18 protein-coding genes are annotated in these 21860 nt (G+C 59.2%); 10 read left to right on the top strand and 8 right to left on the bottom strand.

Annotation, left to right across the window (positions count from 1 at the left end):
- Positions 1-5: 5 nt before the first annotated feature.
- Positions 6-989 carry a UDP-glucose 4-epimerase GalE gene (gene galE / locus K289_RS0118495; RefSeq protein ID WP_027552897.1) on the bottom strand — a complete coding sequence of 328 codons (984 nt, stop codon included), beginning with the start codon at positions 987-989 and terminating at the stop codon, positions 6-8.
- A 697-nt stretch (positions 990-1686) separates the two neighbouring features.
- Positions 1687-2010, bottom strand: coding sequence for a hypothetical protein (locus tag K289_RS0118490; protein ID WP_027552896.1), 324 nt, complete (start codon positions 2008-2010; stop codon positions 1687-1689).
- A 557-nt stretch (positions 2011-2567) separates the two neighbouring features.
- Between K289_RS0118490 and K289_RS0118485 the strand changes: the two genes are divergently transcribed.
- The 5 genes from K289_RS0118485 (at position 2568) to K289_RS0118465 (ending at position 8121) form a co-directional block, all read left to right on the top strand.
- Complete coding sequence (locus tag K289_RS0118485) at positions 2568-3782, top strand: glycosyltransferase family 4 protein (protein ID WP_027552895.1); 1215 nt, start codon at positions 2568-2570, stop codon at positions 3780-3782.
- Entirely contained in the window at positions 3782-4774 is a 993-nt protein-coding gene (locus tag K289_RS0118480) for an NAD-dependent epimerase/dehydratase family protein (protein WP_027552894.1), read from the top strand. Before K289_RS0118485 ends, K289_RS0118480 begins: the two co-directional genes overlap by 1 nt.
- A 116-nt stretch (positions 4775-4890) precedes the next feature.
- Positions 4891-5718: an FkbM family methyltransferase gene (locus K289_RS44650; protein WP_051310651.1), complete on the top strand. Its 828-nt coding sequence runs from the start codon at positions 4891-4893 to the stop codon at positions 5716-5718.
- Positions 5719-5798: 80 nt separating this feature from the next.
- Positions 5799-6779, top strand: coding sequence for a glycosyltransferase family 2 protein (locus K289_RS44645; protein ID WP_051310649.1), 981 nt, complete (start codon positions 5799-5801; stop codon positions 6777-6779).
- Position 6780: 1 nt separating this feature from the next.
- On the top strand, positions 6781-8121 hold the full coding sequence (locus K289_RS0118465; RefSeq protein WP_156918042.1) for a hypothetical protein: 1341 nt from the start codon (positions 6781-6783) through the stop codon (positions 8119-8121).
- A 32-nt stretch (positions 8122-8153) separates the two neighbouring features.
- Here K289_RS0118465 and K289_RS0118460 read toward each other — a convergent pair whose 3' ends face one another.
- From K289_RS0118460 to K289_RS44630, 5 genes are all read right to left on the bottom strand, one after another.
- Entirely contained in the window at positions 8154-9035 is an 882-nt protein-coding gene (locus tag K289_RS0118460; RefSeq protein WP_027552892.1) for a polysaccharide pyruvyl transferase family protein, read from the bottom strand.
- Entirely contained in the window at positions 9032-9889 is an 858-nt protein-coding gene (locus K289_RS0118455) for a glycosyltransferase family 2 protein (RefSeq protein ID WP_084788643.1), read from the bottom strand. Before K289_RS0118455 ends, K289_RS0118460 begins: the two co-directional genes overlap by 4 nt.
- A 100-nt stretch (positions 9890-9989) precedes the next feature.
- On the bottom strand, positions 9990-11441 hold the full coding sequence (locus K289_RS44640) for a lipopolysaccharide biosynthesis protein (RefSeq protein WP_051310648.1): 1452 nt from the start codon (positions 11439-11441) through the stop codon (positions 9990-9992).
- A 470-nt stretch (positions 11442-11911) separates the two neighbouring features.
- Entirely contained in the window at positions 11912-12817 is a 906-nt protein-coding gene (locus tag K289_RS47760) for a beta-1,6-N-acetylglucosaminyltransferase (protein ID WP_198024731.1), read from the bottom strand.
- A gap of 320 nt (positions 12818-13137) precedes the next feature.
- Positions 13138-14259, bottom strand: a complete 1122-nt coding sequence (locus K289_RS44630) for an acyltransferase (protein WP_161491267.1) — start codon at positions 14257-14259, stop codon at positions 13138-13140.
- A 309-nt stretch (positions 14260-14568) separates the two neighbouring features.
- On the opposite strand from K289_RS44630, the gene K289_RS0118435 reads away from it, so the two are divergent.
- Positions 14569-15375, top strand: a complete 807-nt coding sequence (locus K289_RS0118435) for a hypothetical protein (protein ID WP_027552889.1) — start codon at positions 14569-14571, stop codon at positions 15373-15375.
- A 69-nt stretch (positions 15376-15444) separates the two neighbouring features.
- Here the strand turns inward: K289_RS0118435 and K289_RS0118430 are convergent, their stop codons facing one another.
- The gene (locus K289_RS0118430) at positions 15445-16800 is read right to left on the bottom strand and encodes a family 16 glycosylhydrolase (RefSeq protein ID WP_027552888.1); all 1356 of its coding nucleotides are present in this window, start codon (positions 16798-16800) and stop codon (positions 15445-15447) included.
- A 301-nt stretch (positions 16801-17101) separates the two neighbouring features.
- On the opposite strand from K289_RS0118430, the gene K289_RS47755 reads away from it, so the two are divergent.
- The 4 genes from K289_RS47755 (at position 17102) to K289_RS0118410 (ending at position 21852) form a co-directional block, all read left to right on the top strand.
- Positions 17102-17899 carry a glycosyltransferase family 25 protein gene (locus K289_RS47755; RefSeq protein ID WP_027552887.1) on the top strand — a complete coding sequence of 266 codons (798 nt, stop codon included), beginning with the start codon at positions 17102-17104 and terminating at the stop codon, positions 17897-17899.
- 229 nt (positions 17900-18128) lie between these two features.
- Positions 18129-19139 carry a glycosyltransferase gene (locus tag K289_RS0118420; RefSeq protein ID WP_198024730.1) on the top strand — a complete coding sequence of 337 codons (1011 nt, stop codon included), beginning with the start codon at positions 18129-18131 and terminating at the stop codon, positions 19137-19139.
- An 89-nt stretch (positions 19140-19228) separates the two neighbouring features.
- Positions 19229-20509 (top strand): hypothetical protein, encoded by a 1281-nt coding sequence (locus K289_RS0118415; RefSeq protein ID WP_027552885.1) that lies wholly within the window; start codon positions 19229-19231, stop codon positions 20507-20509.
- A 206-nt stretch (positions 20510-20715) separates the two neighbouring features.
- Complete coding sequence (locus tag K289_RS0118410; protein WP_084788640.1) at positions 20716-21852, top strand: acyltransferase; 1137 nt, start codon at positions 20716-20718, stop codon at positions 21850-21852.
- Positions 21853-21860: the final 8 nt, after the last annotated feature.

Below are 21860 nucleotides of genomic sequence, written 5' to 3'. Positions count from 1 at the left end.
CCGCGTCAAACGGGCGGATGACGGTCGCGCCACTCGAGCGCGGTCTTGATGATAAAGTCGATACCGGAATGCTGCGGCCGCCAGCCGAGTTCTCGCTCGGCCTTCGCAAACGAGGCGACGAGCTTGGCGGGATCGCCCGCACGGCGCGGGCCACGGCGCACGACCGGCTTGCACCTGGCGACACGCTCCACGGCCTCGATCAATTCGAGCACGCTGATGCCGACGCCGGTCCCCAGATTGAACACATGCGTGCCACCCCGCTCGATCAGCATTTCGCCTGCAAGCAGATGGGCCCGCGCCAGATCATTGACGTGGATATAGTCTCTGATCGCGCTTCCATCGGGCGTCGGAAAATCCGTGCCCAGAATTGTGAATGGCTGATCTGTTCGGCGCGCGGCCTCGATCGCGAGGGGAATGGCGTGGGTCTCAGGCTCGTGTCGCTCGCCAATTTCGCCCTCCGGATCGGCACCGGCGGCGTTGAAATAGCGCAAGGATACCGAACCGATGCCATAAGCCCTGCCGTAGTCCTCCAGCATCCGCTCGATAATCATCTTCGACCAGCCGTAGGGATTGATCGGCGCCTGCGAATGGCTTTCATTGATGGGGATGTGCCGGGGGACGCCATAACTGGCGCAGGTGCTCGAAAACAGGATATGGCGACACCCTGTCGCACGCATGCCATTCAGCAGCGCGAGCGTGCCGGCGGTGTTGTTCTCGTAGTAGATCGCAGGATTTTCAACCGACTCGCCGACATAGGCCAAAGCCGCGAAATGCGCGACGAGATCCGGCTTGTACTTTTCCAGTGTCCCGCCTGCCGCGACCGGATCGCGAATATCGCATTCCACCAGCGGCCCCCAACGCACCGCCTCGCGCCATCCGCGCGAGAGATTGTCGAGCGTCACCACATTCCAGCCAGCCCTGGCGAACGTCTTGCAGCAGTGGGAGCCCACATATCCCGCACCGCCCGTAACCAATACCGTCCTGGTCATGCTGTCTCTCCGGCCCGGTTGCGGTTTGGCACGCCTGCAAATCGTTCACGCAACTGCGCGCCCGGCGAACAAGAGAGGCTTTCGTGCGCGCACGTCATGGCGGGCTGACCTGCGAAAACCGGAAGCGCACTGCACTTTTTAATTTGCCCCGAGATTCGATCGCCCGGCTCCTGTTCACGCACAAAACTTCTTCAGAGTCGCAGTCCGCGATCGCGGACGGGAGACCTGCCTATCGATTCAAAATGCGGCTTCTTCGCGATTGAGCAACAAGCGCGCGCACCACAACACGAACTGATGACTTCGGTTCCAATCTCAGCACGTGACCAGCGAAGAGCTATCCACTCGCGACGCTGCTCGGCTTTGCAGCCACCGAACGAGCAACCTGCATATCGCTTCGGCGCACACCCCTGAGGTTCCGTTGCACAGTCCGGGAACGCCACTGCTCGCTCGCGGACGAGTCGCACGTTTGCGATTCGAGGTTCGCCTGGATCAGCTCGCCTGGAACCTGGGCTCGTTCCCTGGTAAAGGCGCAACATCGCTATGCCTACGTTTGAGGCAGATCCGATCGCGGGTTCCGCCAAGATGCAATGATGTACGGACCCGGACGACTCGTCCACGAACAGTCAATCGAGACGATGATGCTCGCATTGCAGAGCGTCGTTATTGAAAGCGGAGCTTATCGACCGGATGGGTCGGTTCACGGCCTGTCCTGCGCAAGCGCGTCGGTCGGATAAAAGCGCGCCTTGTGCGCCTCGGACAACACCTCTCCAGCCGCCGATTTAACCTGCGCAGTCCATTGGTACACGCCAGGACTGCACGGAGCGAACGTTCGGAATGTTCCCGCCGGCAAAACGCCATCCTCCGGGATCGGCAGTTCCTGCCCGCCCATTTCCCTGACGCCTTGAGTTAGCGTTAGCAACAACATTTTAGCCCCGGCGGGAATGTTGTGAAGATGAAACTCCGGATTTGGAAACAGTGTCACGCACCCCTGGGCCCCACGCCAGGAAAAATCCAGCGTCATCGGATCTGCAAAGGCGCAATGACATCCTGCCAGCCATCCGGCCAACGCAACAGCAATGAACCTAGATGACATAGGGACCCCAAAATCGGATCTGCTCCAAGGGCACGCTGTCTTGCCCGCGCGATCAGACCATTGCAGCACAGGTAACGGACACGCCTGGACGCGCGGTACCAGCGATCCTTCGCGTAGGCACTGCTTACGTGGCTGTTTTGAGGCAAGGACGCATGCCTCGACGACTTGTGAGCACATCGTGTGGTGTCGCTCGCCACTTCCGCCAATTGGCACCGAATTTGAATTCACACCGACACAAGATTTTCTTACTCGTCGAATAGAAGCCGCCATCATGTCTCACTCCGCTGCTGTCCAATATTCGAGCAGAACGTCTTTAAAACACGTGGCCCGCGGGAACATCAAACCGCGTGGCGATCAACAAGGTTCGAAATTGAGGATAATGCAAACCGACGACAGACAACTCCGATCCATCTACGCATGGCTGGCGACCTCGCGTCGCGCGCATTGCCACCACAGTCATCGTGCGGTTGTCGGGTAGCGCTGTCATGAAGATTTTCGTCCACGACTACGCTGGTCATCCGTTCCAGGTCGATCTCAGCCGCGAACTGGCGATCCGGGGACATGAAGTCAGCCACGCCTATTTTCACGGCGACCTTGGCCCGAAGGGCAAGCTCGAGAGATCGCCTGCCGATCCCGATCGCCTGTCGTTTACCGGCGTCAAGCTAACGCGCCCCTACGACAAGGCTTCCTTCGTGCGCCGCAGATTCGACGACGTCGCCTACGGAAAGGCGGTTGCGAAACTGGTGCATTCGGACAAGCCGGACATCGTCATCTCCGGCAATACGCCGACAGAGGCGCAATCGGCCATCGTCAACGCGTGCAAGCAGAGCGGCTCGAAGTTCGTGTTCTGGGTCCAGGATTTCTATAGCGTTGCCGTATCGCAGCTGTTGCGCAAGAAGCTGGGCCCCCCCGGTGCCATGGTCGGAGCCTATTACAGGTTTCTGGAGCGACGACAGTTTCAGAGCTCTGACGCGATCGTCGTCATCACGAATGCCTTCTCGCCGCTTGCAAGCAAGTGGACCGGCACGAAAGACAACGTCTTCGTGATCGAGAATTGGGGTGCACTGAACGATATCGCGCCTCATCCGAAAGACAACGAGTGGGCGCGCCGTCGCGGGCTGCACGACTCGTTCAACTTTCTCTATTCGGGCACGCTTGGACTGAAGCACAATCCCGACCTGCTGGTACAGCTCGCCAAGGCGGTGAAGGGACGCGCCAATGTCGTGACCGTCAGCCAGGGCGTCGGCGTCGCGCATCTCGAGCAGGCCAAGGCCGAGCTCGGGCTGGACAATCTCGTCCTGCTGCCGTTGCAGCCGTTTGCAGATCTTCCCATGGTGCTAGCCACCTCCGATGTCGCCGTTGCGACGATCGAACCGGAAGCAGGAATATTCTCGGTGCCCTCGAAGGTGCAATCCTATTTCTGCGCCGGGCGTCCGGTGCTGCTTGCCGCGCCCAAGGAAAATCTCTCTTCCGATCTGATTCGCCGCAATGGCGCCGGATTGGTCGTTGATCCCGTCGATCAGGCGGCCTTCCTGAAGGCTGCCCTGCGGCTTCTCGACGACGAAGCCTTGAGAGCAAGTGCAGCCGCCAAAGCGAGATCATTTGCGCTCGAAAACTACGACATCAAATTGGTAACCGACCGATTTGAATCGGTATTTGACTATGCAATCGGTTCGAAAGCTACGGAAAGGAACATCTAATGGCGACGAAGAACAAGCCCACAGCTCTTGTCTGCGGTGCGGGTGGTTTCATTGGCGGCCACCTGGTCAAGCGACTGAAGCGTGAAGGCTTCTGGGTGCGTGGCGTCGACCTGAAATTTCCGCCATTCACGGACACCGAGGCCGATGATTTTGTGGTTGGCGATCTTCGTGACCAAAATTTCTGCAAACAGATCACCGACCGGAAGTTCGACGAGGTGTATCAGCTTGCCGCCGACATGGGCGGCGCCGGCTACATCTTTACTGGCGAGCATGATGCCGACGTGATGCACAATTCGGCGACCATCAATCTCAACATGCTCGACGCCTGCCAGAAGCGCAACGTGCGTAGCATGTTCTATTCGTCGTCGGCCTGCATGTATCCGGAACATAACCAGAAGGATCCCGACAATCCGAACTGTGCGGAAGATTCGGCCTATCCGGCGGCGCCCGACAGCGAATACGGCTGGGAGAAGCTGTTTTCGGAGCGACTATATCTCGCCTACAACCGCAACTATGGAATGCGAAACCGCGTCGCGCGCTACCATAACATCTTCGGCCCCGAGGGCACCTGGGAAGGCGGCAAGGAGAAGGCGCCCGCGGCGGTGTGCCGCAAGGTTGCGCAGGCCTCCAATCATGGAGAAGTCGAAATTTGGGGTGATGGCACCCAGACGCGCTCGTTCCTTTATATAGATGAGTGCCTGGAAGGCACCATCCGCCTGACGCGTTCGGACTTTGAAGGTCCGGTCAACGTCGGATCGGAGGAGATGGTCACGATCAACCAGCTTGTCGATATCGTAGCCGATATCGCCGGCAAGAAGATGAACAAGAAGCACATTCCCGGGCCGCTCGGCGTGCGAGGCCGCAACTCGGACAACCGGCTGATCGGCCAGAAGCTCGGCTGGAAGCCGTCCGCAACACTCCGCTCCGGTCTCGAGAAGACCTATGAGTGGATTGAACGGCAGGTTCGCAGCAATACCAGGGCGGCCGCCTGACGGGCGGCCCAACCCGCCGGAAGGTTCCGCACCGGAGTACGTTCGCGCGGCAGACCAGACGATGGCCGCTACGATCATTTGGAAGGCTCGACAGTGTAATTCGTAGGAGCTTCGCAATGATTGCAGACTTGATCTACGACGTAGGCCTGCACAAGGGTGAGGATGCGGCCTTTTATCTCAAGAAAGGGTTCAAGGTTCTTGGGATCGAAGCCAACCCGGAGCTCGTGCGACACTGCCAGGGGCGATTTCACACCGAAGTCGCGAGCGGGCAGTTGCGGATCATCGAGGGAGCCATTGCATCGGAGTCCGAAGGACCCACGATCACCTTCTACAAGAATTCGGACTCCGTCCTGAGCACCATCGACCAGAACAGGGCTGCGCGAACCGAGAAACTGGGCCACAGGAGTGAACGCATCGTGCTGCCGCGCATCGACGTCGTCGATATCTACCGCTCCTGTGGCGTGCCCTATTTTCTCAAGATCGACGTCGAGGGAGCCGATCAGCTGGTGTTGGAGGGATTGAAGCAGCAACACAACCGCCCTCAATACATCTCTGTCGAGTCCGACAAGGTCGACTTTGGTGAGGTTAAAGCCCAGCTCGGCCTGCTGCGCGAGCTTGGCTACCGGAAATTCAAGGCCGTGCAGCAGCAGCGAATTCCGGGATCGCGGGTTGAGACCAAGGCGCTTGACGGCTCAACGGTCGCGCATGTCTTCGACGCCGGCGCCTCCGGTCCGTTTGGCGAGGATCTCGGCGGGCCGTGGCTGGACTTTGACGGCATCATCCATCGATATCGATCGATATTTCGGGACTATCGGTATTTCGGCGACGACTCCCTGCTGGCCAGGCTTCCTGTTTTGGCTTTGCCGTTCAAGGCGGTCTATAAGCTCTGTACAGGTCAACGCGGCTCGCTGCCCGGATGGTACGATACCCATGCCAGCCTGTAGACCTCACTCCCGGCCAGCATTGCAGCCACGTGGGGAACACGGGCTATCATTCTCTCAGCCTCGTACATGCGCAGGACCTGATGGTGGATGCTGATCCGACCAGAGAGATCGAGATATCGATCGTCATCTGCACGCGCAATCGTGCGAGCCGCCTGTCGGGAACACTCGGCGCGCTACGGGCATTGCGCCCCGATCACCGCTATGAGGTGATCTGGGTGGACAACGCATCGACCGACGATACGGCGGCCGTGCTGCAGCGTGAATTAGCCAACGATACGGTCTCGAGATATGTCGTCGGCGAGCGAATAGGACTGGGCGCGGCCCGAAACATTGGCTGGGAAAGCGCGCGCGGCAGGATTGTCGCCTTCACCGATGACGACTGCTATCCGGCGCCAGACTATGTTGACGCCATACTCGCGGCGTTTGCCGATCATCCCGGCGCGGGCGTGATCGGAGGCCGCATTTTGCTGCACAATCCGAACCACGCCAGGATCACGATCGAGGAAAGCGAAGCACCGTGTATCTATCCGAAACGGACCTTTGTCCGGGCCGGAACGCTGCAGGGCGCAAACCTCGCCTTTAGGCGCGAGGCGCTGCGGGCCATTGGCGGCATCGATTCCGAACTCGGCGCGGGCACGCGCTTTCCCTGCGAGGACATTGATGCGGTGACAGCGGTGCTGTGGGCGGGGTTCGACGCCTGCTTCGACCCCCGACCGACCGTGCAGCACGACCATGGCCGCGTCGAAGCGGACGTGCCCGCATTGCTCAATTCCTATGATCGCGGCCGCGGCAGTTTTTATGCCAAATACATCCTGCGGCCCGATACCCGCGCGACCTTCATCCTGCGCTGGCTCAGCTCGACCTGGCGGCGGCGCGACTGGCAAGGACTTCGCACACTCCGGACCGAGCTGCGCACGGCGGGCCAATACGCGATCGCCAAGCGCAGATTTGGCGCGCTTGCCCTCGCCGTCCCTGTGGGCCTTGTCGCGCTGGCACTCCAGTCTGTCGTGTCCTTCGGCTTCTCGTCCGGGCGTCGCCTCTGGGCAACAAAGAGCCGGTGAATTGGCGATGATGCGCGCGACGCGAAGGACATTGCTCAAGGGCTCGGTCGGACTCGCATTGACGACCATCGGCCCGCTGACGGTCCTGGACACGCCGGCTGCGGCGGACGGCGCGTTCTCATTCGGCGACTCCACCATCGCCGTCGTGGATACGACAGTCGGACCAGCAGAGCTCTGGGCAGAAGTGCCCGTCAAGCTCAACGCGCCGACCACCTGCACGATTGTGCTGGAATATGAAACGCTTAACGGGACCGGAACGATTGGGGTTTTGCCGGGCGAGGCGACGAAGGACGCCGATTTCTTCGTTGTCCGCGGCTTCCTCATCTTTCAGCCCGGCGAGCAGGTCAAAGTGGTGAAGATCCGCCTTGCGCGGCCGCTTGAGGCGGGCAAGTCAATCATCTTCCAGATATCGGATTTCGGACATCCGCTTTTCGGCTTTGCGCGCGCCAGCGCAGAGGTAAGACCAGGCGATCTGCCTTCGGTCGCGGCCCCCCATGTCAGTGACGATGTCCCGCTGCCGCCGCTTCCTTCGCACGGCTCGGTGATCTTCTCCGATCGCCTGCTCGATCGCGATTTTGCGAACGACGAGGGATATGTCGCTGGTGGCACGCCATGCTGGCAAAGCCGTCTTGCGACCGGGCGCCGTCTGGATGGCAACAAGGAATTAGGCTACTACGCCGACCCATCGCTAAACCCGGAAACAACAGTGTGGGGAATAGATCCGCTAACGGGCTGTCGCTTCATTCAGGCCGAATACCACCAAGATGGGCTGTCGGATGGGCAAGGAGGCAAACTGGTGCCGGGGTGGCGGAAGGAAACGCCGTTCAGGTTTTCCTCTGCGATCGTAACATCGCGTACCCTGTTCAACCGCATTACGCTCAACACCTACGTCGAGTTCAATGTCAGGCTGATGAAAGTTACAGGCAGCTGGCCGGGGCTGTGGCTGTTGCCCGTCAAGCCCGGCTGGCCGCCAGAGATCGATCTCCTCGAGACCTACATCACCGGGGCGCCGCAGTATCGGGAAGACGTCATATTCTCCAGCATTCACTGGAAAGGCGAAAAGGGACCCGACGCCCGCGGCGCGGCGATGCCGCTTGGCCTGATTGAAGAAGGCGTCGATCTTTTTTCCCGGTTCAACCGCTTCGGCTGCTTCATCGGCGAGCAGCAGCTTATCTATTACCTCAACGGCCGGCCCTATTGCGCCATGCCGAACCGGGTCGGCGCCGGGCCATGGTACATGCTGATGGACGTTGCCGTCGGCGGTCCGGCGGGCGAGCCGAACGGTCCTGGCGGCTTCCCCGCCAGAATGTATATCGCTGGCGTAAAGGTCATCCAGTTCTGAACGCTCTTAGAACGAGACGCGGCGCGTCTCGTTCAACGATGAAAATCCCGGCGGATGCGGTCGGCGGCGTCCTCGAGCTTCGACACGGCCTTTGCGAGGGCAACATCTGAGCTGAGCACGGGCTCCATTTCGCTCAGCCGCTGCAATCCGCGCGCGGCGATATGAGGCAGCACGTTGTTGGCCGCTCCGACGGCCAGTTGAACCAGCCCGTTCTTGCTGGACATCCAGTTGCCATCCCTGCCCGTCTTCGAGACCCAGAGGTCGTGCAACGTCGCGGGAAAGGTGGCGTAGGGTTTCAGATCGATCATAAGAGCGCCGGCCCAATCCGACCATTTGAATCGATGCGACCGGTGGAACGGAAGAACCGGCACCCACGGCACCCGTAGCGCATCCGCCACGATGGCTCCGTGCATCGCTTCGGTAATGACAGTGTTCGAAGCCCGGATCATTTCAAGGACGCGATCGACCGGCCAACGCGGATCGATCAGTTCGACATTGGCCAGTTCGCATGCCTTGGGCCAGTTGCCGTTCAATAAGCTCTGCCAATGCGGAATGTAGCTGAACTTGAAACGTTTCGGGACTTCATCCCTCAGGTGGCGATTGACCAGCACTGCCGCATCCGCCGCGACAAGGCGTTCGTCGAGTCCCAACGCTTGCGCAGTCAGCGGTCCTCGCACGCAATAGAGCTTCCAACGGTCGTCGAGTCGAGGAGCCGCAGTGTATTGACCAAATCCCGACCCAAAGACCACTTTCAGGGCCTGTTGCGGATGATGGTCGAACAGGACCGACCCGATCGCCAGAAACAGGGTCAGATCGTCTTCATCAAAGAAGCGCGGAAAGACCTTCGGCATGAGCACATTGTTCAGGTCGTCACCGAAGTTCGGTGCTGTGCTCCGATAGTAGTAGAGTTTCATGATCGCGCCTGACGCAGCATGGTCGAGTAATATTGCATGGCTCCTCCGAACAGAGGCCCAACGGCGGCACCCTTCCTGATCTGTCTGCGGATGTCCCGCGCGATCTCCACGATCGTCGCCGAGGCGTGCGCCGTCAGAAGGTGCTTGGCGTAGACGGCGCCGGCACCGATGTCATAGTAATGTCCGCGCACGAATGCCTCGTCGACAAAACGACCATGATCGTGAGCCACGCTTGGCTGCGGGAAATATCCGCCCGTCCAGCCAGCATATGACGACCTGACAGCAACTTCCCATTCCTCTCCGGCAAACGGCGTACCGGCCCCGAAGTGGGCATCGAACATGCCGGCATCGATCAAACACTGGCGCCTGAACGCCATGTTGGATCCTTGGACAAACCCTCGCTGGATAAAGGTGGACGACGTAAGAATCTTTATCGTGGTACTGGTGTTGCAACCGAGCGGTGACTGCCGTGCATCGTACGGCAGGATTCTCCCAGAACCAAAGCCCAGCCCGGGATCTTGCGCGAATACCGCCTTCCACGCGGACGCAAAATCCCTGTCCGGATAACAATCGTCGTCGATGAACAGGATCACTCCGCCGGAGGACGCCATGATCCCGGTATTTCGGCCCGCTGAATTGCCCGGCTTGGTCTCCTGGATAGTACGCCACAGATTTGGGTTAGCCCGGCAGAACTCCTGCATGGCCGCGAAGGTGCCATCCGTCGAGCCGTTGTCGACCAGCACAACCTCAATGGCGGAAGCGCCGTCCATCGAGCGAATATGATCCAGGCATTTGCCGACGGTCCTCATTCCATTTCGAGAGCACAGGACCAACGTTAGTGCAACTTCATGCATTTCTACTTGCTCTGGCCTTAGTCAGGTTCGAGAACAGAGGAACATAAGACGAGATAGTCGTCGGGTAGCATTATTGAGCCACGAGGTGCAACCAACGTGCTCAACCAGGCGTCGACGCAACCCCACGCCGGCCCTGTGATCCGGACGAGATCGAGCCAAAAAGCAACCGCACGACATCGAGCGTCTGATCCCTGGCGAGGACCAGCATCGCCCCGAGATATGACACTGCTCCAACCGCAACGCTGATGCTCAGCGTAAGCGTTGGCGGAAGCTCGGGAAGAAGATGTCTGGTGGCTGCAATGCACGCCACCATGACCATGCAGGAGGCCGTCGGGCCGACGAAGACCCGCAAGTACTCCGACACTGGTTCCGACAACAGTCGGGAGGTCTTCATCACCGCGAACGGCCATCGGGCGATGGTTGCGATCAGGACGGCAGCCAGAAGCACGGTCACGCCGAATCTCGACATCAGCAGCAGGATCCCAAGCGTGACTATTCCGGCGGCAAGCTGATAATAAAACCACCAATGCGCATGACCACGGCTGTTGATCAGGCTTCCCTGAATCACACCGATGCAGGCCATCAAGCCCAAGCCACAATTCAGCCTGATCGGGGCAACCGTATCAACCCAGCGCGATCCGAATATGACGGGAACCGCAAGGTCCGCCACCATCGTAAACCCGATGAAGACTGGAAACGACAACGCAGAGGAGAGAAAAGTCGCAAGCAGGAAGCCTTTCCTGACCCGATCCACATTCTCCTGAATGGCTGAGAACATCGGATGAGCCACTGCGCCGATCGGCGCAGCTAGCACATTGAGGATCATTTGGAACAGGTTCCGGGAAAAGGCATAGACGCCCGTCTGATGCGGCCCCAGGTACAGTCCCACGATCGCGGGATCCGCCTGCGTCGTCAGGGCCTGCATGGCGCGAGTGCCCGATGAAAACCCGCCGTAACGCGCGAGCGATTTGAGCGCATCCAGGCTGATCCGGAATTTCGGCCGCCACCCCGCTCCCCACATCGCGGCCACCGCCGCGGTGACGGATGAGGACAGTTGCGCGATGAGGAGAGCCCAAACGCCATAACCGGCGACGAGAAGGAGCACGGTCAGCGCCGCCGATACCACTGTGGCAAGCAACGTCCGGCCGGCAATCAACTCAAAGGACATTCTTCGCGTGATGATGGCCTGCGGAACGATACCGGCGGCATCCGCGAACAGCCTGAGTCCGGCGACGGGCAGCAACACCGCAATCCATTCCGAGCCGAGCATTCGGCTGAACGGTCCACTGCAGATCGCAAGCACGGCATACGCGACGAGCGCGCAGATCGTTGCCGCCCAGAAGATCGAGTCGAGATGAATGTCGTCAACGGACGACCGCTGAACGATCGCCTCGGCGAAACCCGACGGCAATAGCACTGCAAGCAACGCGACCAGACTGCCGGCAAGGGCCACGACACCGAACTCGCCCGGACCGAGATAGCGCGAAGTCACCAGGAAAACGAGAAAACCGGCGAGCGACGGTATGACCGAGTTGACGCTCGACCAGAACACGCCCCGGATCGCCCGAACGGCGTGTGTGCGGTTGCCGGGTTCAGTACCTACCATTTGCAGATTTCTTCCCAGCTCGTGAGCTCCCGGCGCGATGACGGGCGGTCACCTTGAATGTATGGAACCGTGCAAAGACTCGCTTGCGCGAAGTTGACGGCCCAGCGGACAGTTTCCGATCGCGCGCAACTCGATTGCCATCAGACGCTTCCCCGGAGCGGAATCGGCGGAGCGCGCGCTCGACCGCGACCACGCGCCCCATCCGTTGCCAGCCAACCGAGGATGCCTGGCAAGTTGTCACAGCTGTAGATGCAAGAGGCAGGCCTGCCCTTCGACGTTTGTGCGGAACAAGTATCAGCCTTCAACCAGCTCCGAAATGCGACCAAATTGTAGCCGGAGACGTCAGACTCGACTGGCAGATATTGGCTGTGCCCGGTTTCCTCGCCATCAAATGCAAGCAATGGGTCGGAAGCGTGTCACATACCTGGATTCCGTTGCTGGATCATGACCGCGAGCTGATCCGAGACCGCAGTGTCCATGACCTTGCGGCAAAACAGCAGTTCACCCGCGCCGAAAATGCCATCTATCTTCAGGCGCGGATTGGCGCGAAACATCGCGATGTGACGCTCGCCAATTTCCGACGGATTTGCGCCGCCCCCGCTCCAATCCGAATAGGTGAGACTGCGCCGCATGTTCGGACGAAACAGTGAGTTCGCCAGGATGGTCTGGAACACCATTTCATCCGGGACATGGGTACTCTCATAGAATTTCATGATCCTCGGATTGTCGGCCACGAATTTCTGGACGTAGATGCAAGCATCGCGCGTCAGCGCCCACCATTGGTTACCGGCGTAAGGGGTTAGTTCGCCGAGGTACTTCCTGTAGTCGCGCCCCTTCTGCATCAGGCCGAGTCCGCTAATCAGCCGACGCCCTTTGCCGCTGCACCAACCCAGCGGCCCGGGGCGGCGCTTGTAGGCCGTCAGGCGAGAAAGCGGTTTCGCGGCGGCCTCGGACGGCATCGCCACCGAATCGATGAATTGAATGCCGTTATTCTCTATGAAGAAACTCTCGATCTCGGTCGTCGTACGCAGCGGATAGTCCGCGCCGCTGATTAGAACCAAATAGTCATAGCGACGAGGCGCCGCCAATGCTGCCTCCATGAGCACAAGGGCCGCGCTGATCAGCGAATAGTCGCCCCAATAGATCGGAATTCGCTTTGCTATGAGTTGTACATCGGAACCGACCACCCGCAGGAACGGGTCGATGTCCGCCTGGGCGTCGATATGCACAAACATTTCTGTAGTCGGAGACCGCAGCTGACGGACCAGTCGAGAAAGCTGCTCCGGATGCCTGTGGGCAAGGATGAGATACGCAATCTTCATGTTCCTGTCGTCCCGCATGACCAAGTAATCGCACTAACGAACGCAAGATTTGCGGCGAAGCCGATAACGTTGGGCCCTGAGGTGATTATGAGAGTCGTCGGTTCCTGTACCAACGATCTCGCAATGGACTGGTGTTCAAAAAGCTGATTGCTTAACGCAGTGAGGCCCAATGGGGTCCCGAAAAACCGGGACATCAAGGTCACTGGATTGCGGGGTGCGCACCTGCATCATGCGCATGCCTGCCCCGCTTCAGTCGACTGAAGGCAAGGCGCCGACCCCCGTGAATGTCTGCCCAGGGAGGAGGCACAAGAGTCCGCTTATTAGTCAGCCGCCGGCTGGGCCACGGTGACAGACGAGCTGACTTCCAGCAATCGCTGGCCTGCACCTCCGCGCTTGACCGCGAAGACCGTCAGGAATTGCGAACGCAGCCAGCGCGTCATCGCACGCTCCACTTTGAAGTAGACTAGAAATCCGACCAGCAGCGAAGCCGTTGCGGCGAGAGCCGCGAACAAAGCAAATTGCGGCACACCTTCCAACGGTAGCCGAAGAAACAGGCGGCGAAATACGAAGAGGGTCAGCGCGTGCGTCAGATAGATCGAATAGCTCGCATCCCCCAGAAATCGCAGCCAGCGAATCTCGGGAATCTTGAATGATCGCTCGGCGGCGACCGCGCCGACCATAATCAACGCTGCGCACAGTCCGTTTTGCAGAAACAAGTACGGAAGCCGCAAGATATGCGCCGCGAACAACGCCAGGAAGCCAGCCGGCAGGAGCAGCCAGACGTTAGGAACTTTCCCGCTCAGGAACAACCATCCCAAGACGATGCCGGCCGCAAATTCCAGCATCAGGGGATGCGTGTACATCAGCAGCGGGTGCGTATACGTGCGGAAGATCGATTCGTCGGTGGCGGCAAACTGTCCCAGCGTAACAAGCAGGGCAATCAGACATAGCGAGATCAGCAGCGGTTTACGAAAAAAAAGGCCAACCGCAAAGATCAGGTAGAAGAACATTTCAAAATACAGGGTCCAACCCGGGTTCAACACCGGCCAGATCGTGCCGGTAAAGATCGAGCTGTGATGTGGAATGAACAGCGCAGAAAGGATCACGTCGTTCACGAGCGCGATACCGGGCTTCGCCCCGCCAGACAATAGAAGCAAGCTAGCCGCGGCGAGTGTCAGGATCCAGTACAGCGGCGCGACCCGGATGAGCCGCAATCCGGCGAAGATCGCAGGTGTCTCAACCCGCGACGAGACGTACATCACCACGCCGCTGATGATGAAGAAGATGTCGACCCCGGCCTCGCCCATGTCGAACTTCTCGAGCGGATTGTAGAGATTCGGCCACGGATTTCTGATGTGGTGCAGGACCACCATCACGGATGCGACACCGCGCAAGTACTGGATGGTCAAGAGCTGCGTAGGTGATTTTTGATCCGGCGGCATTCCAGGAGTCATCTGTCGTTCACATCAAGAAGGGAGAAAGCGTGCTGAACCGATCGGTAGAGAGCAGGGTAGTTCCAAGAGAGGGATCGTCACGGCTGCACTACGATCTATCGCAAGGGAACGTCGAGCGCCGTTTCATAGCTTTGCCACAAACCTCTCGCTGACAGTTCATGCAACCACGATGACCAATCCGGGCGGCAGCAGTCACTTGGTGCTATGCATCTGCCGGGCCAACAGGACATGCTATCTTGCCGGAGCCATCGCGCGATGCGCAGCATCAAAGCCCACGACGTCCATGCGAGACAACTCATGTTGACCTTCATCATACCGGTTCGCCATCCGGCAAATTCCAAGAACTGGGACGCCCTCAAGGCGCGGCTTGCGCAGACCATAACATCAATCTCGGGTCAGAATGGTGACCGCTGGCAAGCCATCATTGTGGCGAATGCCGGCGCAGACCTGCCTGCCCTGCCGAAGGGCTTTTCGGTCGAACGTGTCGACTTTGCGCCGAACCTGAAACACGAACGCGGTGCCACAGACGACGTCGAGGTTTTCCGTGATTTCTTCCGCATCGACAAAGGACGTCGCGTACGCGCGGGAATGCTGGCAGCTCGGGACACCACCTTCTTCATGATCGTCGACGATGACGATTTTGTCAGTTCCAGGCTAGCCGACCACGTCGCCAGGCATCCCGACGACAATGGATGGTACATCGACCGTGGCTACATGTGGACCGAAGGCACCCGGCTGCTCGGTGCCATCTCAAAGTTCTTCATGCTTTGCGGCACGTCGCACATCATCAACGCCCGGCTCTACGATCTCGAGAAGCTCAAGGGAAACGACGCGGACGACTACATGAAGCGCATGCTTGGCAGCCACATCGCCGTCGCCCAGGAACTGGCCACAGCGGGAACCCCGCTATCGCCCCTCCCCTTCTTTGGCGCGATCTATCGGGTCGGACATCCGGGGGCCCACAGTAATTCGTCCGGGCTGATCGCAACCTTCTTCAACAAGGCGACGCTTGCCCATCCGCTGCGTTTCATCAAGACCGCGCTCTCGCTGAGGCTGATGACGCCGAAGCTGCGACGCGAGTTCTTCGGAGCGAAGCGGGCATAGCGAACCTGCCATGCCGCCGAAGCTGACTTGCACGGATGAAGGCGCCGCCGACGCCGGCGCGCACCTTCATCAATGCGACTGCGCCTGCACTTCCATGTACAACAGCTTGCACACAGTCGCCTTGGCCGGCTGGACGACATCCGTGCCGCACGTCGCCGGACTGGACAGCGTCTCCTTTCCACTGCCGTTGGTCGCCTCTGCAGCCAACCTGCCAAATAGGATGTAGTTTCCGGGGCTCTGAATGGCAGGCATTGAGGCCGCGACAATAACGGAGCCGTCGGCTCGCTTCTTGTCGGGCTCGACCCGAAGTTTGGCATTGGCCGACGACACGATGGATCCCGTTGCCTTGTCGTAAATGGTGAGCTGAAGCGTCCGGTTGGATGGATAGTCGTCCGGGACCTTGAGCGGAATTTCGACATCGAGCTTGTCGCTTGTGGTTAGCGCCAGGACGCCCGCGTTGGGCTTCTTGCCCACCACCACCTTGCTGACGCCCAGGAACGCCGGCTTCGCCATGTCGTTGAGCGGCGCGGAATAACCAAATTGCTTTGGATCCGGCGTCAATTCGCTCGGACCACATTGCCGGCCTCCGCGCTCGGAGGTTGTGTACTGACAAACGCGGAGATAATCGATCTTGAAGGTCTGCGGAAACGCCGCCTCATCAACGCCATGCCGGCCCGCCCATTTGCTGCCGCCGACAGCGAAGTTGAGATCGACATGCGCGGGCGGTCCGAGCTTTCCGTCGCTGCGCAGCCACTGGTAATTGCGCGTGTAGATCAGCTTGCCATCCCAGAACAGCGATATCTTGTCGGGCGCCCACACGAAGCCAGCAGTATGCCAACCCTGATTGAGGTCCTCGCTTCCATACATATTCTGGAACTTGAGCTCGAAGGAGCGATCGACATAGGTGTATTGCTGCGGATTAAAGGGCGCCACCACATTCGAGTGCAGCGAGTTCGCCTTGTCCTCGACGCCATTTATGACAAATTCGAAGATGTCGATCTCCGGCGGATGCCAAGTCTTGCCATCGATGTCGTAGTCGGCCTCGAGCCAGAACGCCGGCCAGACGCCCTTGGCGTTGGGCAGGAACACACGCGCTTCATAATATCCGTAGTAGAACGTTCGATGACTGCGGATCATGGCGGATTCGTACAGGCTGACCGATCCGGGCATCTTCTTTGCAATCAGGTTGAGCACGCCGTCAGCCACGACGTGGCCGTCGCGATAACGTTGGTTCTCGTCGTTGAAATGGTCCATCGTCTCGTTGTTGTAGAGATAACGCGTGGCCCACTTGGTGCGGTCGAGCTTGTCGCCGTTGAACTCGTCAGAAAACACCAGTTCCCATCCCGCAGACCGCGCCGGCGTCGGAATGGCAGTGAGGATCATCAATATCGGGAGGACGCGTTTGCCAATCTCGGCGAGGATCATTCAGCTAGCCTTTTGCGCGTGTGAAATTTCGATGACGGCGACTCCTGTCTTCATCAACAGAGCTCGCTCAAGTTGACAGCCTTGCGTCGGTAGGACAGGTTAGCCTCGCACTCTAGGAGTTTCCCGACGTTCAGCCATTCACATTGACGAAATGGAAGAAGACGGGAGTTTGGCTTCGCATAAGACACGTCAAGCTTGGCCATGATGTGGTCGGACTGCCGAATTTTTGTCTGGAGAATGACGAAATTTGCGGCAACACCACTTGCTCTGAGCAAGCGACAAATCAAACGTGAGAGAAGTTGTGGCAACCGACGCTACCATACCGGCCTTCGTCATCAATCTTGATCGGGACGTTGCGCGATGGCAGGACATTTCGAGTACGCTGACGCGGCTCGGGATCCCCTTTGAAAGACTCCCCGCGATTGACGCCAGGAAGCGCGCGACGCTCATCCGCCGGGTGATCCGCCGCGAATTTCACTTTACCCCTGCCAATCGCTCGATGAAGGCAGGCGAAATCGGTTGCTACCTTTCGCACATCGCCGCGCTGAAACGCATCGTTCGCAGGAACTTGCCGATGGCCATCATCCTCGAGGACGACGCCGCGTTCGACGAACGCTTTGCGCAATTCTATCGGCACGATCTGTCGCGCTTTCTGATGAGGTGCGACATCGTGAAATTCGAGGGCATTCACTATGCGCATACGTCGAAATCTGGCGTTTCGCTCGTCAAGGGCGAAACGGCCCAGCTCGTCGTTCCTCTAAAGCCTGCGTTGGGATCCGCCGCCTATGCCATCACCGGAAAGGGCGCAGTTGAGCTGATCAGGGCACTCTCGGTCGCCGACCGACCACTCGACCACAAGCTCGTCTATTACGATCGGCACGGGATTGATTTCGCCGAGACCCAACCGTTTCTCGTCAGCCAGGCGGCCTACGAAAGCAGCATCGAGCCGCGCAATCTCGATGCTCCCCCCTTGCAGTCCACGGAGCGGCTTCGCCAGAGGCTTGCCTCCATCGCTCGCGGCACAAAGCGGATCACCTACGTTGCAAGGCTCCTTGTCAAGCGACGCCTGCTCGCCGCGAAATCTCCATCCGTCGCGTGATCCAAAGTCGCCGTTGCTCGGCCTCGGCATTCCGTTCTGAGCGTTGTTTCGAGATAGAGCGATGAAGAAGGTTCTCTGGATCGCCGGCCGCGTCCCCTCACCGCTCTTTAGCGGCGATGCGCTCTATACAGCGGGAATGCTTACAGCGCTCTCAAGGACCGAGCGGGCTGCCGTCACGGTCGTCGGCACGCGACGCGAGAACGGGCCGATCGAAGACCGCTTGCTCCGCTTGCCGCGCACGGCCTTCCCGGAGCCGCCGTGGCCAAGGCGATTCGGAATTCTGAGCCTGCTCACATCGTTGCCAAGGGACGCCTACAGTCTCGCACCGCCCTTGATCGGGACTGCTCTGACAGAACTCTTGAATCAACACTGGGACTGGATCGTGTTCGATCACGCCCGCTCCGCCGCGTTCTTGCCGACGGTATTACAGCAGCGAAAGCAAGCCTCAATCTGCTATGTGGCGCATAACGCCGAAGAAAAGATCCGGCGCGAGATCGCGAAGGACTTCGCCAACCCGGTGCGGCGGACGATCATGCGCTGGGATGCTGAAAAGTACCGGCGGCTGGAGCACCGCATCGTCAAGGTCGCCAACCGCATTGTCTGCATCACCGACGTCGACGCAGCTTATTTCGCGCCGTCAGGCAAGACCACGTTCGTGGTGCCGCCGATCTATCTCGGAACGATCGCGCCGAGCGATTGCATCGAGCCAACCCGGCCGCGATCCATCCTGCTACTCGGTTCATTCGAATGGGTAGCAAAGCAGCGCAATCTCGAGCACATCGTTGGCACGTTGCTTCCCGTGCTGAAATCCAAGAACGTCACTCTCGACGTAGTCGGAAACGTTCCAGAGGCCATCCAGGCCCGCTATGCCCATGAGCGACCGAATCTGGTGTTCCATGGCCCGGTTGCCGATCTCTCGGGCGTGGTTGCGAGGTCGCGCGGCGGACTGGTCGCGGAGACGCTCGGTGGGGGTTTCAAGCTGAAACTGTTGGATTACGCATTCGCGAGGCTTCCCATATTCGGACTTCGAACGGCAGTCGATGGCACCACTACCGATGAGCAATCGGCCATGTATCTCGCGGACACCATGGAAGGCTTGGCAAATGTCATCATCGGCAGTATCGACGACCTCGCCGTCCTTAACCGGAACCAGGCCAAGCTGTTCGAACTGATGTCGAGCCGCTTCGGGCTCGAGCAGGGAACCGAGCGCCTTCGTGACATCCTGCTCCGGAGGGACTGACGTGACGTCAAAACTGAATTCCGATATCGGCCGTTGCACATGACCGGAGTGTGTTAGCGTGATCTCGATCCACCCAGGCGAAAGCCGCGATGACCTTTGAGATTCAAGTTCCTCTGGCGGCACCGGCTGGGGTGACGCGGCCGCAGTTAACGTCATCTGACACCGAACTCAGCAAGTCGGGGAGACGTGCCATATGGGCATCGATCATCTCCGTTCTGTTCCTGTCGCAGATTGCCTACAATATCAGCGCCTTTCCGGCGTCGACCGATCTCATCTGCTATGCCCTCGTAACGGCGTATCTGTTGATGAGTGGCTTCGCCTCGATCGGGTTCCTGTCTCTGGCGCTGTTCTTGGTCGCCTTGATCCTCGCCTGCTTCGGAACCTATACCGCGACAACGTCGACGTCATGGACGTCGTTGATGCTTCTTTTCGTTCTCTATGCTCCGTTCGCCATTCGGCTGAAGGGCGCACCGGAGGGTGTCCACGAATATATTCTGTCCGCCTATGTCTCGGCAGCAACGGTCATCGCCGGCATCGCGATCGTGCAGATCGTGCTGGTCAACGCCACCAAATCGTCGCTTCTGACCAACATCTATTTCAGCCTCCCCGAAGCCATTCGTGGTGCCGGGCACTACACCTTCGTCCGCGAAGGCGGCGGAATCATCAAGCCAAACGGCTTTTTCCTCCGCGAGTCGGCTGATCTTTCCCTCGTGGTGGCGCTGGCCCTCATCATCGAGTTCGGGTCGCGGGCGAGGCTGCGCACTATGGGCATTCTCGCGGCTGGACTGCTTTGTTCGCTTTCCGGCTCCGGCCTGCTCGCAATCACCGCTGGATTGTTGCTGCCGAGATCACTCGCTCGCATTCCGCTCTTCGTCGTCTATCTCGTTGGCCTGATCCTGGCGCTGTACCTGCTCTACAGTTTGAACATTCCGGGCCTAGACCTGTGGTTCGACCGTCTCTCCGAGTTTCAGACACCGAATACAAGCGCTTATGCGCGCTTCGTCGCACCGATGGAAATGATCGGACACAGCTTCGACAACGGCCCCCTTACCACATGGTTTGGCAACGGGGCAGGCAGCTATCTGAGGGACGTCCAGCTGTATCGCATGAACTATGAGGTCAACGATCCGACCTGGGCAAAGTTGATCTATGAATACGGCTTGCTCGGGTTTGGCCTTATCGCAGCTATTCTTCTGCAACGGCTGTATTCGAGCCGGCTGGGCGTGGAGATTTGCAACTTTCTCGTGTTCAGCTGGATCAGTATCGGGGTCGTGCTGAAGCCAAGCTTCGCGCTGATCGTCTGGCTGCTGACACTGGTGGGACCCCCAGCGCGTCAGTCGCTTCAACGCCTACCCTCGCAATCGGGCTGAACCTCCGCTGGTTTTGCGTGCCGTTCAGGTCCTGCGAGCCAGATTGCCCACTCCGTCTCCGAGCAGATTGAGCGCGTTCCTCGTTCTACTGATGCGCTGCGCCGGTCCATGACGGACCTCGCGGCGCAAAAAGAACGCATAACATCCACACGAACAACGAACTCTCCTGGGAAGATGAGAAGCCCCACGGGAAGCCGACGCCAGTGATGCTGGCCGCCGCGCTTCGCGCCGAACTCACCCGAAATGCGATGGACGTAAGGCCGCGCATGCAAGGACGCGGCACGGACTTCTGTGGGCGTCATTCGGACAGTGGTCGTCACTACTGGAGACAGCCTTTGGCAAAGCTTCTCTCCATCCAATATTTGCGAGCGTTTGCGGCCTTCGGGGTTGTGGCGTTTCATGCGCAAGGCTTCACGTACGGACGGACGCTCGTCATCGGCAGCGCCGGCGTGGACGTCTTTTTTGTCGTCAGCGGGTTCGTCATGTGGACCGTGACCGCCTACCGCACGCAGGCGCCGACAGATTTCTTCCTGAACCGCATGGTCAGAATTGTTCCGATGTACTGGTTCGTGACGCTTTCTTTCGTGTTCGCGGCGATGGTCTTTCCGATCCTGTTTCCACGGCTTGTTGTCAGCACCACGCACACTCTCGCCTCACTTTTCTTCGTTCCGATGCGATCTCCGAGCGACGGCGAGATCTGGCCAGTGGTGGTGCCGGGATGGACCCTGAACTACGAGATGTTCTTTTATGCCGTCTTTGCCATGGCACTCGTTCTGGAGAATACCACCCGACTGGTTTTCCTGGCCGCGGTATTCCTTGTCCTGACCTTGATCGGCCGTCTTTACACCGGCGGCAGCCCGCTGATCGTTTTTTACACCGCCCCGATCGTGCTCGAATTTCCGGCCGGGGTATTGCTGGGCAGAGCATTTGAACAAGATCGCCTGCCGCAGCTTCGCTGGGGTTACATCTCGCTGACTGCTGGTCTGCTGTTGCTTTTCGTTTCGGTCAGATTCGAGATCGACTCGCCACGTGCGATGGTCTGGGGAATACCGGCATTCCTACTCGTCGCCGGAGCCGTCATCATTGAGAAGAACAGGAGCGTCCCTCTTGTTCCTGCCCTTGCCGTGCTCGGCGACGCCTCATATTCGGTCTACCTGACGCATACGCTGACCATCTCCGCGATCGGGAAGTTCAAGGCACACTTCAACCCTTTGTCGTTTTTCGCCGCCAGCCTGGTCCTTTCCGCCTTGATAGGCGTAGCGGCATGGCGACTGTTCGAGCGCCCGCTTGCGGAATTTCTCAAGCCGCGTCGCAGGGTCCAGCAACCGCATTTCGCCGAGTGAAGGCCTCC

The organism is Bradyrhizobium sp. Cp5.3 (assembly GCF_000426265.1).
GTDB lineage: Bacteria > Pseudomonadota > Alphaproteobacteria > Rhizobiales > Xanthobacteraceae > Bradyrhizobium > Bradyrhizobium neotropicale.
This window is presented reverse-complemented; position numbering and strand designations above follow the sequence as displayed.